The 15,564-nt window shown below is 49.0% G+C and carries 13 protein-coding genes and 1 riboswitch; of the genes, 5 read left to right on the forward strand and 8 right to left on the reverse strand.

The features are described from left to right. Nucleotides 1-5: 5 nt before the first annotated feature. Nucleotides 6-680 carry a TIGR01621 family pseudouridine synthase gene (locus tag K4H28_RS02400; RefSeq protein ID WP_255573594.1) on the reverse strand — a complete coding sequence of 225 codons (675 nt, stop codon included), beginning with the start codon at nt 678-680 and terminating at the stop codon, nt 6-8. After that, a complete protein-coding gene (locus tag K4H28_RS02405) occupies nt 677-1,147 on the reverse strand; it encodes a DMT family transporter (RefSeq protein WP_221006749.1) in 471 nt (156 codons plus the stop codon). The genes K4H28_RS02400 and K4H28_RS02405 overlap by 4 nt, the downstream gene beginning before the upstream one ends. Before the next feature lie 230 nt (nt 1,148-1,377). Between K4H28_RS02405 and K4H28_RS02410 the strand changes: the two genes are divergently transcribed. Beyond that, entirely contained in the window at nt 1,378-1,701 is a 324-nt protein-coding gene (locus tag K4H28_RS02410; RefSeq protein WP_255573595.1) for a rhodanese-like domain-containing protein, read from the forward strand. A gap of 69 nt (nt 1,702-1,770) precedes the next feature. Next, nucleotides 1,771-2,091 carry an antitoxin Xre/MbcA/ParS toxin-binding domain-containing protein gene (locus K4H28_RS02415; protein WP_221006753.1) on the forward strand — a complete coding sequence of 107 codons (321 nt, stop codon included), beginning with the start codon at nt 1,771-1,773 and terminating at the stop codon, nt 2,089-2,091. Here the strand turns inward: K4H28_RS02415 and K4H28_RS02420 are convergent. Beyond that, complete coding sequence (locus K4H28_RS02420; protein WP_221006755.1) at nt 2,088-4,079, reverse strand: peptidase U32 family protein; 1,992 nt, start codon at nt 4,077-4,079, stop codon at nt 2,088-2,090. The genes K4H28_RS02415 and K4H28_RS02420 overlap by 4 nt on opposite strands. A gap of 233 nt (nt 4,080-4,312) precedes the next feature. On the opposite strand from K4H28_RS02420, the gene K4H28_RS02425 reads away from it, so the two are divergent. Beyond that, nucleotides 4,313-5,194 carry a transporter gene (locus K4H28_RS02425; RefSeq protein WP_221006757.1) on the forward strand — a complete coding sequence of 294 codons (882 nt, stop codon included), beginning with the start codon at nt 4,313-4,315 and terminating at the stop codon, nt 5,192-5,194. A 202-nt stretch (nt 5,195-5,396) separates the two neighbouring features. Here the strand turns inward: K4H28_RS02425 and thiC are convergent, their stop codons facing one another. Further along, nucleotides 5,397-7,322, reverse strand: coding sequence for a phosphomethylpyrimidine synthase ThiC (thiC, locus tag K4H28_RS02430; protein WP_221006759.1), 1,926 nt, complete (start codon nt 7,320-7,322; stop codon nt 5,397-5,399). 98 nt (nt 7,323-7,420) lie between these two features. After that, nucleotides 7,421-7,586: riboswitch (TPP riboswitch) on the reverse strand. A gap of 90 nt (nt 7,587-7,676) precedes the next feature. On the opposite strand from thiC, the gene K4H28_RS02435 reads away from it, so the two are divergent. Beyond that, a complete protein-coding gene (locus K4H28_RS02435) occupies nt 7,677-8,309 on the forward strand; it encodes a protein-L-isoaspartate O-methyltransferase family protein (protein WP_221006760.1) in 633 nt (210 codons plus the stop codon). Nucleotides 8,310-8,456: 147 nt separating this feature from the next. Next, nucleotides 8,457-9,527 carry a Wzz/FepE/Etk N-terminal domain-containing protein gene (locus tag K4H28_RS02440; protein ID WP_221006761.1) on the forward strand — a complete coding sequence of 357 codons (1,071 nt, stop codon included), beginning with the start codon at nt 8,457-8,459 and terminating at the stop codon, nt 9,525-9,527. Between the two features lie 37 nt (nt 9,528-9,564). Here K4H28_RS02440 and rng read toward each other — a convergent pair whose 3' ends face one another. From rng to leuS, 4 genes are all read right to left on the reverse strand, one after another. Beyond that, nucleotides 9,565-11,016 (reverse strand): ribonuclease G, encoded by a 1,452-nt coding sequence (gene rng / locus K4H28_RS02445; protein ID WP_221006762.1) that lies wholly within the window; start codon nt 11,014-11,016, stop codon nt 9,565-9,567. Nucleotides 11,017-11,024: 8 nt separating this feature from the next. Further along, nucleotides 11,025-12,044: a DNA polymerase III subunit delta gene (holA, locus tag K4H28_RS02450; RefSeq protein ID WP_221006763.1), complete on the reverse strand. Its 1,020-nt coding sequence runs from the start codon at nt 12,042-12,044 to the stop codon at nt 11,025-11,027. Further along, nucleotides 12,044-12,583 (reverse strand): LPS-assembly lipoprotein LptE, encoded by a 540-nt coding sequence (locus K4H28_RS02455; RefSeq protein WP_221006766.1) that lies wholly within the window; start codon nt 12,581-12,583, stop codon nt 12,044-12,046. The genes holA and K4H28_RS02455 overlap by 1 nt, the downstream gene beginning before the upstream one ends. Nucleotides 12,584-12,648: 65 nt before the next feature. Next, nucleotides 12,649-15,264 (reverse strand): leucine--tRNA ligase, encoded by a 2,616-nt coding sequence (leuS, locus tag K4H28_RS02460; protein WP_221006768.1) that lies wholly within the window; start codon nt 15,262-15,264, stop codon nt 12,649-12,651. Nucleotides 15,265-15,564 lie beyond the last annotated feature (300 nt).

Raw genomic sequence — 15,564 nt, forward strand, 5'->3', positions numbered from 1 at the left:
CTTTACTATTTTGGCCAAGCTAAATCCCACGGCGCATCGAGTTGGCTAAGCTGGTCTTGGCAGACTGCCGATTGGAAATGTTGTCCAAAAGTAGGTGGGCATGTATATCGATGGGTATTGCCTGCTAGCTTAAATTCAATAGCGTATGCATGTAGATACCCGCGATCAGCTTCTGTTCCTGCATAGCGAGAGTCGCCGAGAATGGGGCTGCCTAAACTTTTGAGTGCCACGCGCAATTGATGTGTGCGTCCGGTGCGCGGGCGGAGCAAAAACAAACGCAGGCCATCGCCAAGTCCATAACTAAAAAACTGTGTTGTTGCCAATTGGCCGCCTTCACGCACGAATTTCCAGCTACCACCTCGGCCTTTTTCCATCCCGCCTTGGATCTTGCCCTGCTTTTTACTGGGCTTGGCATCAGAGATCGCGAGGTAAAATTTTTGAATGTGATGTGCTGCAAATTGCTCGCCCAAGCTGCGGGTGGTCTCAGGATTGCGCGCCAATAGCAGTAAACCAGAGGTCATTTTATCGAGTCGATGCACTGTGAATAGTGAATCAATTCCCGTTTGTTGCCGCACCAAGTCGATCAAACTGGCTTGCTCTTCATTTTGATGAAAATCCAGCCCAGCAGGTTTATCAATCAGCAAAAAATCATCGGTCTGCGCCAAAATTGGAATCATCATGACTTTACTTTGATCCATTCATTACCAAAATTGACCAGCAGCACGCCAATCACCACCAGCACTGCGCCCAGCAAGCGTGGCCAGCTGATGTCTTTCAGTGGCATTGCAAACCAACCAAAACGATCAAACAGCATCGAAGCAATAATTTGGCCGGTAATAATCAGCGACAACATCGTTGCTGCCCCCAGTTTAGGCGCAACCAAAGTGGTACCGAACACAAACACCGCACCTAGTAAGCCGCCGATTAACATCCACGCTTCGGCTTTTGGTAGATTGGCGAGGGCGCTGAGTTTTTGCCCGGTGGCGATCGCAATGCAAAGTAGCGCAATCGTACCGACAGAAAATGACACTAAGGCCGCCAGCACCGTACTGTTGCCAACGACGGCTTTGAGTTGATTGTTGATCGCCGCTTGCAAGGGCACGATCAAACCAATGGTGAGCGCTAACAGGCTATATAAATAGGTCATGAATCGTCTCAATAGTAAAAGTTGGCTTATGGTACTGCAATCAAGCGTTTCTGGCGGCGCAAGATTAGTACGTCTAGCGTCAACAATGAGTTGCCCGCAAAATGATTTGCGCCGCCGAACAAACTCATTTAACTTGAGTGCCCGCGGCAGTTGGCGCAAATAAATAATTGAGCTGGAAGACGGATATTTTCTCTAGCTCGAACTACACTGATTGGATTGAAAGGATGCCCATGCAACACATTAGCCCTAGTGATTTGAATAGCTGGTTGCAAGACACGAGCCGCGTTGCGCCACAATTACTCGATGTGCGTGAGCCATGGGAAGTGGCGTTGTGCCAAATTGCCGGTAGCCAAAATATCCCGATGAATCATATTCCGAGTGAGCAAACCCGCTTAGATCCAGATGCAACCTATGTGGTCATTTGCCACCACGGCGTACGCAGCTACCAAGTGGCAGGATTTTTGGAGCGGCAGGGCTTTGAAAATATGATTAATCTAGATGGTGGGGTCGCTGCGTGGGCTGACGTTGTTGATCCGAGTATGGCGCGTTATTAATTTTTTAGGTATTTAAAGCTAGGCATTGATTAGTATTGGCTAGATTGATATACCCATTGAGTGCGAAATATGGACTTAACCCGAGTCGGTTTATTTTTTGAGTTGCTAGAGCGAGAGCTAGCGGGCCAACCTGATTTACACGCGGATTTAATGGCGGTCGCGCAATTTGAGCCACAGGTTTTACTACCGTGGTTGGGTGTGCTTGATATGGCGGAACAAAAATTAGGTAGTTTGGAGCTGGTTGCCCAATGGCTCAGTTGTCCTCATGCGGAACTGAATGGCGCGCCACCCGTATATTGGGTGGGGCGGACTGATGGCACTGAGATGGTGCGCGAGTTGCTCGAAAAATATCCGCTACCGCCGTGGCGGCAGCGTCATCCCACTGCTTAGTGGCTATAGCCTTCGGTCGATGGCTTGGCTTTATGAAAAGTAATCGTCTGCTCAGTGATAATCGACGGTGGTGGTGATTTTAGAATGTGCGGTTTCATTTTGCCCATCACGTGCATTTCGCACGGTTTGCAATCGAATACCAGCGTGTAGCTTTCTTTGTCGTTCGCCAAAGTCATCGGCTCAGCCTTGATTTGGCCTTTCACACCAATCACGCCTTTGGCCTGTTTCGGGCACAATTCAAACGAAAACCGCAGGCAATGCTTGGTAATCATCAGCGGGACTTCACCCGCTTCTTCGTGTGCCTCGTAGGCCGCAGCGATGAGTTTAACGCCGTGCTCTTGATAAAACTCTCTGGCGCGGGCGTTGTAGACATTGCCCAAGAACGACAGCGTTTCATCTGGGTAAATCGCAGGCGGCGCAACCGGCACTTTACGTTCTTGCTTGGGCCATGCAGCAACGCGTGCGAGTTCGAGTTGTTCGACCGCTTCGCGGCGTAGCGCGTTAATCGCGGATGCAGCCACATGCCAAGGCTGGCTCAGATTGAGTGATACGTCTTCGGCATAAAACATCGTATTGCCGAGTTTGCCAAGGCCGCCAATCAGGCCACTCCACGCTTTATCCGCATTTTGCGACATTTCCAGCGCCATTGGCGCGTCCACCGTCACCGTACAGCCGTCGGCATCGGTAATGGTGAGCGCAAGACCCGTCGCAGTTTCAGACAAATTGAGCCACACGCCGACTTTACGTTCTGCGGATTTTTTATTGAGTATCTGTTCCCAGGCATGATCACGATTGCGGTTCATGCCAATACCTGCTTTAAGGCCGACTAGTTCGCTCATAGGCTCATTAGGGAACACGCGAAATAGCCCAGCCGCTTTATCGACGGCTTCAACGGTATTGGCTTGCACGCCGACCACTTCACGTTTTTTCATGTAATTCAAACCATCGCCGTTAGCCAGTGGCTCAGCGGGATCAATGATTTGAATTTCAAAGAATTTATCCGCAACGCGAGTGATTGTGCCAACGGGCAGACCAATGTATTTCGGTGAATCAAACGCGCCGATGTCGGTTTTGCGTTCTGTCGCAAAATAATCGGTATGACCACGGTGGAAGGTTTTATCGACGTTGGGTGTAAAGAAAATCTCGCTGCGACCACTCGACGCCGGTGCAAGGTCAGGGCGTTGTTCCAAAATCGCATCAAGGTGTTGGCGGTAATGCGCAGTGATGTTTTTAACGTATTGCGCGTCTTTGTAGCGACCTTCGATTTTGAACGAGCGTACACCAGCATCGACTAGCAGTGCCAAATTGTCGGTTTGATCATTGTCCTTCATCGACAGCAAATGCTTATCGAACGCAACAACTTGGCCTTTGTGATCGGTGAGTGTGTACGGCAAACGACAGGCTTGTGAGCAATCGCCGCGATTGGCGCTGCGATTGGTTGCGGCATGGCTGATATTGCATTGGCCAGAAAACGCGACGCACAGCGCGCCGTGGATGAAATATTCAATCGTCGCCGTGTCGCCAATGGCGGCGCTGATTTCGCGAATTTGCTTCACACCCAATTCACGCGCCAGCACGATTTGCGAGAAACCGGCATCCGATAAAAATTTGGCTTTGGCGGGGTTTCGAATATCGCATTGCGTACTGGCGTGCAACTGAATCGGTGGAATATCGAGTTTGAGTACGCCCATATCTTGTACGATCAGCGCATCCACACCCGCTTCGTACAGCTGAATAATTTGCTGGCGTGCGGGTTCAAGTTCGTTGTCGTGCAGGATGGTATTGAGCGTGACAAACACGCGCGAATGATAGCGATGCGCAAATTGCACCAAGCTGGCGATGTCTTCAATCGGATTGCTGGCATTATGCCGCGCGCCAAAGCTCGGCCCGCCGATATAGACCGCATCCGCACCGTGCAAAATCGCTTCTCTAGCAATTTCAGCAGTTTTAGCGGGGGCGAGCAATTCGAGTTGATGCGGCAAAAGCATGGGGCAATCCAAAGCAGGTAATCGAAGGGGCGGAAGTATAACGTATTCAATGGCTTAGCGGTGATGTTGGCTGCGCTGAATTTTGTCATCAACATGAATGCGCGGGTTTATGTCGTTTTCTCATAGTCAATACAATTGGAAAAGCAATTTTTATACTGTATTTGATCTGATGTAAGGTAAAGTACTTATTCTATTTAATCTGTTTTGTTAATAATGGACTGGATCGAGGTCGAATGAATCAATTGAAAGCGGGCTTGGGTCTGGCAGTGGTCGTATTGAGTTTGCAGCTGCAAGCCGCTGATCCACGTCAATTTGGTGTTGTTGCGGAAGATACAAGCCGAACTTCTGTGCGTTTCCGTATGCAAGAGAAAGAATCGCCGCGCGGCCCGCGGATGATTGAAGTGGAAGATAAAACTAGTTTTAGTATTCGACATGCGCAGTATTTCTCAGTCGCAGATCGTCTTGCATATATGGCAATACAAGTGCCGTATGTGACGGTGGAAGAGTCCTTTAAAAATTATAGACGTCCTCCTGCCGAGGCCGATGGCATCGGTGATGTAATGATTGGGATGGGGATTGGCGTCTACCGGATGCCTGCATTAGACGCTGCTGCTTTAAAAAACTATGATCGAAATGGCTTTAGCAGTGGGTGTGCGATGCAAGTGGCGATCCCTACCGCTTCGTATGTTAAAAATCAATCGACCAATATTACGAATAATCGCTGGATGGTGATGCCTGAATGCCAGCTTGGCTGGACTCAAAACCAATGGCTGCTTGAAGGTACGCTGGGTATGAATTGGTTTTCGGATAATACCGATTATTACTCGGGCACCTTTGAGCAAGAGAATATTTACAGAGCTAAAGTGATGGCCAGTTACAGTGTGGTTCGCTCCGTTTGGGTGGGCGCTACGCTGGAATACCAAAATGGCGGCGAAGTGACACGCGGTGGGCGTAAAGCAAACGATAGTCTGAATAATTGGCTGGCTGGTGCTGCGATGAACTTCCGTTTGCCGGGGCAAAATAGCCTGCGCTTTGTTGGCGAATGGCCGATTAGCACCGCTAAAGGCGCAAGTGAAAGCAAGGAAATCTCAGTGGTGTTTTCACATGTTTGGTGAGGTTCAAAGCTAAATTCGGATCACGAACGGCACGAAAAAAGCCGAAAAATGCTAAGGCCAATTCGCTGTGCTTTTGTTCGTGCTTTTCGTGTCTTTCGTGGACTCCGTCTTTTTTGGGTAATTAAAAACGCAGCGCCCAATCACTTGGGGCTGCGTTTTTAATTAGTGGCTAGGGGTATTGCTGCCTAGCCATTATTTAGTATTACTGCTTGTGATATACCTCTGCACCCGTTTTTACGAATTCGATGGATTTGGTTTCCATGCCTTTCTTGAGTGCTTCGATTTCGCTGATGCCTTGTTTGGCAGCGAATTCGCGTACGTCTTGGGTAATTTTCATCGAGCAGAAATGCGGGCCGCACATTGAGCAGAAGTGAGCGACTTTCGCGCTGTCTTTCGGCAAGGTTTCATCGTGGAAATCACGAGCGCGGTCTGGATCAAGGCCGAGATTGAACTGATCTTCCCAACGGAATTCGAAACGCGCTTTTGACAATGCATTATCACGAATCTGCGCGCCTGGATGACCTTTAGCCAAGTCGGCAGCATGCGCCGCGAGTTTGTAAGTGATGATACCTTCTTTCACGTCAGCTTTATTTGGCAAGCCCAAATGCTCTTTTGGCGTCACGTAGCAGAGCATTGCGCAGCCATACCAACCGATTTGCGCCGCGCCAATCGCTGAAGTGATGTGGTCGTAGCCCGGTGCGATGTCGGTCGTCAATGGTCCAAGCGTGTAGAACGGCGCTTCATGGCACCAATCCAACTCTTTATCCATATTCTCTTTGATCAATTGCATTGGCACATGGCCTGGGCCTTCGATCATCACTTGCACATCGTGTTTCCAAGCGATTTGCGTCAATTCACCGAGTGTTTTCAGTTCGCCCAATTGTGCTTCGTCATTGGCATCCCAGATTGAACCAGGGCGCAAACCATCACCCAAACTGAAGGCAACGTCATATTCCTTCATGATTTGGCAGATGTCTTCGAAGTGCGTGTACAAGAAGTTTTCTTGGTGATGCGCTAAACACCATTTGGCCATAATCGAGCCACCGCGTGACACAATACCGGTCATACGGCCAGCAGTCATCGGTACGTATTGCAACAACACGCCAGCGTGGATCGTGAAGTAATCGACGCCTTGCTCAGCTTGCTCAATCAATGTGTCGCGGAACAATTCCCAAGTCAGGTCTTCAGCTTTGCCGTTCACTTTTTCGAGTGCTTGGTAAATTGGCACCGTGCCAATTGGGACTGGCGAATTGCGCAAAATCCATTCGCGCGTTTCGTGGATGTTTTTACCTGTCGACAAATCCATAATCGTGTCGGCGCCCCAACGGATACCCCACGTCATTTTGTCGACTTCTTCGGTGATCGATGAGGTTACTGCTGAGTTACCAATATTGCCGTTAATCTTCACGAGGAAGTTACGGCCAATAATCATTGGCTCTGATTCTGGGTGATTGATATTGTTCGGGATGATGGCGCGACCGCAAGCGATTTCGCTGCGCACGAACTCAGGCGTAATCACATCGGGCATATTCGCGCCGTAGTTTTCACCTTTGTGTTGACGATTCATCATCGCCAACATTTTGTCGCCCGTTGGGCTGTCGGTTTTCAGACTTTCAAGGTAAGCCGCACGATTCATGTTTTCACGAATCGCTACGTATTCCATTTCTGGCGTGATGATGCCTTGGCGAGCGTAATGCATTTGCGATACGTTTTTACCCGCTTGCGCTTTACGCGGTTGGCGTTTGAGTTCGAAGCGCAGTACATCTAGGCTTTGATCCGCTTCACGCATCCGGCCAAATTCACTAGTCAACCCGGCGAGCACTTCAGTGTCGTTGCGCTCGGCAATCCAAGCTGCACGAATTGGCTCTAAGCCTTTACGGACGTCGATTTTGGCGGCTGGGTCGGTGTAAGGGCCAGAACAGTCATAGACAAAAATCGGTGGGTTTTTTTCAACCGCACCGCTGATGCTCATTTGCAATGGCGTATCGGCTTGGCTGATCTCGCGCATTGGCACTTGAATGTCGGCGCGTGAACCTTGGACATAAATCTTGCGCGAGTTCGGCAAGGGTTTGATGGCGGCTTCGTCGACGACGGCCGAATCGGCGGAAAATTCTGCTTTGGCGTTCATTTAAGTTTCTCCAGTGCCCTTACCGCATCAAGTGATGAGTAAGTTGCGCTCGTTGGCGCAATTAATAAAAAAGGATTTGGCGCAGGAGGAGGCAGGAGAAGGTACGCTGCTCGCTTTCCTACGCCGGTATTAACCGGGTCAGGTTCCAAGGGTATCTCTCATCTGCCATAGCCTAAATTCGATTCAATTTAGTACTTTGTAAGAGCGTGTTTTAAAGTGTTAAACACCTAAAAAGTAGCTCTGGCAGAACCCCTAGCGATTCATGAGTGTGAAACTAAAAGAGTTGTGGGATAATTGCAAGATAAATTCGAATAACCAATAGCCGTAGTCGGCTTGTCTTGAGGTAAAGCAAAGATGGATTGGGAAAACGCACGTTATCTTTTAGTTGAACAACAGATCCGCCCGTGGAATGTGTTGAACCCGGTGATTCTTGAGCGCATCCTCAAAACGCGCCGCGAAGACTTCGTGCCACAAGATAAAAAAGAGCTGGCTTTTGTTGATGTGGAATTGCCATTGGGTAATGGCCAACTGATGCTGGCCCCAAAAGTAGAAGCGCGATTCTTGCAAGAAATCGAATTGAAAACGACGGATAAACTCTTGGTCGTTGGCGCTGGTGCTGCCTATATGGTGGCGTTGGCTGCTGGTCTGTGCGCGCAAGTGGTGTCGATTGAAAGCGATGCGGCTCAGGCTGAATTCACGAATGCCCAACTCAAAGCCGCCGGCATCAAAAATGCGCGCGTGGAAGTGGGTGATGCCTTGGCCAAACATGCGAGCGGCCCGTTTGATGCCATCATCGCGACCGGCTCATTCGCCGCCATTCCCGTTGCGCTGCAATCACAATTGGCACCTAGTGGCCGTTTGATCGCCATAGTGGGCGAAGAGCCAATCATGTATGCAACCTTGGTGACTGCAGATGCAAGTGCACGCCAAGTGTTTGATTACAACTTGCCACGCTTGCAGAGTGAAACAGTGGCTTTTGATTTTTAAACTATTTTTTAGATTTTGATCAGCAAAGCCAGCGATTGAGCTGGCTTTTTTCTTACAAAATCACAAAAGCCAAGTTCGTTTCGTTACAATGTGTGGCGTTTTGATGAATTTGTTGTCGTTACATTAATTACAAAGACCCTAATATACATGACCGCTGAAATCCAATCTGCCCTGCTAAGCAATAAACCGACCGAAGAGGATGAAATCTCGCTTTTAGATTTGCTCTTGGTGCTCGCCAAACATAAAAAAAAGATCATTGGCTTGCCTATTGCTGCTGCGCTCATTGCAGCAGCTCTTGCTTTCAGTTTGCCGAATGATTACACGGCGACCTTGAAAATTGCCCCATCAAAAAATGCACCTATCTATAACTGGGTATTGGGCAATGATCAGGTGAAAGAGCAAGTCGCTAAAGAAATGAAGTTAGCTGAGCACTTTGGTACTAAAGGCCGCCAAGCGACGCGTAATGAAATGACCAAAGCGGTCAAAGTCACGTTGAATGCAAAAGATGGATTTTTGGATGTGAGTGCGACAGACAATAATCCAGAATTTGCTGCATTGCTTGCAAACAGAATGGGGCTCGCGCTAAAGGATAATTTATACGGGATGCGTTTACTTGATATTTCTAAGCAACGCTATGACTTAGAAATGCGCCGAGAATTGGCGGTGAAGAATAAAACTAAGTTTGATGTGCTAATTAATAAACCTGATATGGCAAGTACGATTGCAACGCTCTCGGCTGCGGATCGTTATGGGATTATCAGTTTGGCGGCGATTCAAGCCGAGTCTACATTACAGGGCGGCGTCTCTGATCTGATGCAAAATGAATTAGTTCGAATGCAAGATCAATTGGCGAGCTTGCAGCGTTTGGTTGTTGATGGGATGAAGACGCAATCTTCTGCTGGCAATACGGGCTTGTGGATCGCATCGGTGGATGCTTTACAGCAGCAGGCCTATTGGGATGCATTGATTGAGCGTCTTGATCGTCGGATTGAACTACTACGAAAGCAAGAGCGTGATGAATTAAAAATGACCGCTGCTGAAGTACCAGATGAAAAATCAGGTCCAAAGCGCGCTTTGATTGTCTTGCTATCGGCTTTTGCAGCCTTGTTTGCTAGTGTGTTATGGGCGTTTATTAGTGAGGCCATCGCAAAATCACGCGAAAATAGTCAATCAAATGCATTACTTGGAAAAATTAGCACCGCTTGGCGATCTAAGTAAAAATATGTGTTTGAAACGCGGCTTTGTTAACAAAGCCTTAGACCAGCACCACATCAAACTGTTCCTGCGTATACGCAGTCTCTACCTGTAGATAAATCGGTTTTTTGATGAAATCAGCCAGCTGCGCTAAGTTGGCTGATTCTTCATCGAGAAACATATCGATCACCGATTGTGAGGCAAGGATTCGGTATTCTTTGGCATTAAATTGCCGTGCTTCTCGTAAGATTTCTCGTAGTATTTCATAGCAAATCGTCTGAGCGGTTTTGATTTCGCCGCGGCCTTGGCAGGTTGGGCAGGGCTCGCAGAGTACGTGGGCGAGTGATTCGCGGGTGCGTTTGCGGGTGATTTCGACGAGCCCAAGGCTGGTGAAATTCGATACGGTAATTTTGGTGCGGTCTTTTTCGAGTGCTTTGTTCAGCTCACTTAACACTGCGGCCTTATGCTCTTCATTATCCATATCGATAAAATCGACGATGATAATGCCACCCAGATTGCGTAATCGCAATTGGCGGGCGATGACTTGGGTGGCTTCGAGGTTGGTTTTAAAGATCGTATCGTCAAACGAGCGCGTGCCGACAAATCCGCCAGTATTCACGTCGACGGTCGTCATCGCTTCGGTTTGGTCGATAATCAGGTAGCCGCCAAACTTCAGATTTACACGGCGGCTCATGGCGCGTTCGATTTCTGCTTCTACGCCATGCAATTCAAATAGCGGGCGCTCGCCCGAATATAGATTAATTCGCGGCAACACATCAGATACAAAACGCCCAGCGAAGGCAGTCATCTTGGCAAAGTTTTCGCGACTATCGACCCAAACGCTGTCGGTTTCAGTGGTTACCATATCGCGTAATGCGCGTAATTGCAGCGATAAATCTTGGAATAGCAATGATCGTGCAGGAAGTGTGATGGAGCTTTTTTTAATGTCGGCCCAGATCAGGCTCAGGTATTCAATATCCGCGAGTAGCTCTTCATCCGATGCGTGATCAGCACTGGTACGAACGATATAGCCAAGGTGCGTTTCTGGCAGTAGGGCTTCCATCCGTTGGCGCAGGCGGTCGCGCTCGCTATCGTCTCCAATGCGCTGCGAAATGCCAATGTGTTTATCTTGCGGCAAAAACACTAAGAAGCGCCCGGCGATACTGATTTGCGTAGAGAGGCGTGCGCCTTTGGTGCCGATCGGGTCTTTAATGACTTGCACCATCACTGCTTGCCCTTCATGTAGTAGGCGTTCAATGCGCTGCACTTCGCTTGGGTTTTGTCGTTGCTCGATGACGTCGGCTATATGCAGAAAGGCTGCACGCTCAAGGCCGATTTCGATAAAGGCTGATTGCATGCCGGGGAGTACACGCTTGACCATTCCTAGATAAATATTACCGACTAAACCGCGATGCGCGCTGCGTTCGATATGAATGTCGTGGACCACGCCCTCGTCAATGGTGGCAACACGTGTTTCTTGCGGAGTGATATTGACGAGGATTTGTTCTTTCATAGCCACTTTTATTTTGAAGTTGTAGGTGGGGTTTTGCTGAGCGAAACAGCCATGGTGCTTAGTTCCTGCCACACATCGCCGGTGCCGATGCCTTTAATTAGACCATCGATGATTGCTGCTTTTTGCAGTGCTTGCGTCAGTATACGGCGATTGACGCGCTCGACTGCAGGCTCAATCAAACGTTGCTTATTTCCCCATAGCCTGAGCTCTTTAATGAGTTGGGCAGTAGGTATTTGACGTGCGCGGCCTTGGGCGAAGCGGTACAGGTTGCGTGTTTCTTCAGTGAGCGCCCACAACACCAAGACGGGTGATTCGCCCTCGGCTTGCAATCCTGCCAGCATATGGGCAAGCCGTTCGGCATCGCCAATCAGTACTGCTTCACCAAGTTGAAACACATCATAGCGCGCCACATTGGCGACCGCTGCTTCCAAGTCGGCCAAGCTGAGTTGGCCTGCGGGATGCAACAAGGCTAATTTTTGGATTTCTTGTAACGCGGCGAGCAGATTGCCTTCAACTCGGTCAACTAACCACTCCATCGCATCTTGGCTTAGGCTTTGATGCTGTTTCGCCAAGCGGGCGTTAATCCATTGCGGCAATGCTTGTCGATCAATTTGTTTGGCTTCGATGACTTCTCCGGCTTTGGTCAGCGCAGTCATCCATTTGCTATTAAGTGCGGTTTTGTCGAGTTTGGGTAGTGTAATAATCGAGAGTGTATCGCTAGGAAGATTCTGTGCAAAGGCTTCTAGCGCTTTACCCCCTTCTATTCCTGGCTTGCCATTGGGTATGCGGAGTTCAAGTATTCTTTGTTCGGCAAATAGTGATAACGATTGCCCGGCGGTAAGTTGCCCCCACTGGAAATGGGCGGCATTTTCCACGGTGAGTACTTCACGTTCTGAATAGCCTTGTTGCCGTGCTGTATCGCGTAGCGTTTGTACCGCCTCTAGGCAAAGCAAGCTTTCGTCACCATGAATCATATATAGCGGTGCTAGCTTGCGCTTGACTGCTGCGGCGAGCTCATCAGTTCGCATTATTGGCTTGCGGCTGCGCTAGAGCTGGAGGCGACTTTGCTCATTGCTGGCATCAGCTTTGCCGCCGCATTCACGCGGCGGATGATTTGCTGCGAAGAGTCGCGTTGCATTTCAGTAATGAGTTTACCTTCTTCATTTTCATTTGAAAGTAAGACGTTCTCATCCCATTGCAAGGTGCGCATCATCGAAATCGTTGTATCGTCGAGTAAAGGTTGACCATGAGCCGTGGCAGTAAAATGCACACGGTAAAACACCCTGTACTGTATAACTTGGCCTTGGCTATTGACTGACAGAATTTGCTTGTCTGAGCCTTCTTGGGTGATGTTGATAATGGCTTCGCCATTTTTTTCAACGAGCTGGACGCCTGGTTGCAAGACTAATGCTTTACGTAGTTCTTGTGCGGCGGCGCCTGTGCCTGTCACTTGTACGGTTTTAAAAAGTAACTGCGAATTAGGACCTTGCCCTCGTAAATGAAAGCCACACGCCATTAGGCTTAGGCAGAGCCCAAGAAGGAATAAGGTTTTCATTCGTAAAAGCATGGCAACTCCATATAAATAAAATAAGATGCCAAGGGTATTGCCTTGGCATCATTGCTAGTTATAGCTTAGATAACAATACTAACTAATTTATTTGGCACAACAATAATTTTCTTCGGTATGCCTGTAATGTGCTTTTGCACCGCTTCATCAGCCAGCGCAGCGGCTTCGATCGCTTCTTTGCTCGCGTCTTTGGCAACGTGAATTTCGCCACGTACCTTGCCGTTCACTTGCACCATCAGCTTGATTTCATCTTGCGTCAATGCGTCGCTCGCTGGCTCTGGCCATGCCGCGTGGGCGATTTCACCCGCGTAACCAAGGTCTAGCCACAATGTATGTGCAATGTGCGGTGCGGCCGGGTAAATGGCGCGCAGCAAGATACCCACGCATTCGCGCAATACGGCGGCGTTGCTGCCGTTATAAGCGTCGAGTGCATTGAGCATTTTCATCACGCCGGAGACGATGGTGTTGTATTGCAAGCGTTCGTAGTCGTTATTGATTTGTTTGAGCGTGCTATGGATTTCAAAGCGCAGTGCTTTGTCTTCTTTGCTTAACTCAATGCCTTCTGGGGTATTGCTTGCTGGCTTAATCGCATCAACGTGTTTAACGCTATACGCCCACAAACGGCGCAGGTAACGATACGCGCCTTCAACGCCAGAATCGCTCCACGCGGCGCTTTGCTCTGGTGGGCCAGCAAACATTGTGAACAAGCGCGCGGTATCGGCACCGAATTTTTCGATAATGTCTTTCGGCTCAACCACGTTGTTTTTCGACTTCGACATTTTCTCGATGCCGCCCATCACAACAGGTAAACCGTCTTCCACGCAAATTGCTGAAATCGGGCGACCTTTTTCGTCGTGTTGTACTTCAACTTCGGCAGGGTAGAACCAGCGTTTTTTGCCAGAAGCTTCTTCGCGATAGTAACAATCGCGCAGCAACATGCCTTGCGTGAATAGGTTTTTGAATGGCTCATCAAAATTAATCAAGCCTTCATCGCGCATCGCTTTGGTCCAGAAGCGTGCGTACAGCAAATGCAACACCGCGTGTTCAATCCCGCCGATGTACTGATCCATACCGGAATTCATCCAGTATTTTGTACCGTCCGCTACCATCGCATCCGCATTTTTCGGGTCGCAATAACGCATGAAATACCAGCTCGAATCGACGAAAGTATCCATCGTGTCGGTTTCGCGCTGCGCTGCTGTGCCGCATTTAGGGCAGTCAACATTCAAAAAGTCGGCGCGCTGTTTTAGTGGATTGCCCGAACCATCGGGAATGCAATCGGTCGGTAGCACGACAGGCAATTTATCATACGGTACTGGCACATCGCCGCAGCATGGGCAGTGGATGATTGGGATTGGTGTACCCCAATAACGTTGTCGGCTAATACCCCAATCGCGTAAACGCCAAGTGGTTTTTTTCTCGCCAGCTTCTTGGGCGGCCAAGTCAGCGGCAACGGCATCGACGGCGGCTTTAAAGTTCAAACCATCGTATTTGCCTGAATTAATCGTCACGCCACGTGATTTATCGCCATACGATTCTGCCCAAGCATCCGTACTAAAGGTTTCGCCTTCAATAGCGATGACTTGTTTAATAGGTAGATTGTATTTTTTAGCAAAGCCAAAGTCGCGTTCATCATGCGCTGGTACGGCCATCACTGCGCCATCACCGTAACCCATCAATACGTAATTGCCGATCCAAACTTCAACTTGCTCGCCAGTGAGCGGATGCGTCACGAACAGGCCGGTGGCTTTGCCGAGTTTCTCTTGGCTGGCGATTTCGGCTTCGGAAACGCCGCCTTGTTTGCATTCTTCAATAAATGCGAGTAATTCAGGTTTAAGTTCAGCGGCGCGGGTGGCGATTGGGTGTTCTGCTGCAACCGCACAGAACGTCACGCCCATAATGGTGTCGGCACGGGTGGTGAACACGTATAGCTTGCCGTCTTGCACTAAATCGCCGTTGTCATTTTTAATGTCGTGAGCAAACGAAAAACGAACACCTTCGGATTTGCCAATCCAGTTGCGCTGCATCGCGCGCACCATATCAGGCCAACCTGTGAGCTGGTCGATGTCGCCGAGCAGTTCTTCGGCGTATTGCGTGATGCCAAAGTAGTAGCCAGGGATTTCGCGCTTTTCAACCAAGGCGCCAGAGCGCCAGCCGCGACCGTCAACGACTTGTTCATTCGCCAGTACGGTTTGATCAACAGGATCCCAATTCACAACTTGGGTTTTCTTGTAGGCAACGCCTTTTTCTAGCATTTTCAAGAAGAACCATTGGTTCCACTTATAGTATTCAGGATCGCAAGTGGCGATTTCGCGCGACCAGTCAAATGACAAACCGAGCGGTTTCATTTGTGATTTCATGTCAGCGATATTGGCGTAAGTCCATTCGGCGGGCGATTTGTTGTAGGCAATCGCCGCATTTTCCGCCGGCAAACCAAACGCATCCCAACCCATAGGCATCAGAACATTAAAACCCTTCATCCGCAGGTGGCGCGCCAGCATGTCGTTTATGGTGTAGTTGCGCACATGGCCCATATGCAATTTGCCCGAAGGATAAGGCAGCATCGAGCAGGCGTAATACTTAGGGCGGCTTGCATCTTCAGTAACTTCAAACGCGCGCGCATCTTCCCAGTGCTGTTGGGCTGCGGCTTCGACAGAGAGCGGTGAGTATTGTTCTTGCATGATTGGCGGCTGGGTCAAAATATCAAAACGTCGATTATACCTGAGCTACCGCCGAGCGGCAGAATGCGCATGTGCCAATATGTGAAAGTGATTGAAGTGACATGTTTTGAGCATCTAAATGATTTAGATTAGTGGCGAATTACGGGTGGTACATCGCACTGAATCGAAATGAATAAGTGATTATCTTGCTTGTATCGGATGTAGTTGGAACCTTACGACAAGGCGATGTTTTTTTAGTAAAATACGTAAATTTATTGTTGAAAAGACTTCATATGCAGTTATAATTAAAATCTATTAACT

This window comes from Deefgea tanakiae (assembly GCF_019665765.1).
GTDB lineage: Bacteria > Pseudomonadota > Gammaproteobacteria > Burkholderiales > Chitinibacteraceae > Deefgea > Deefgea tanakiae.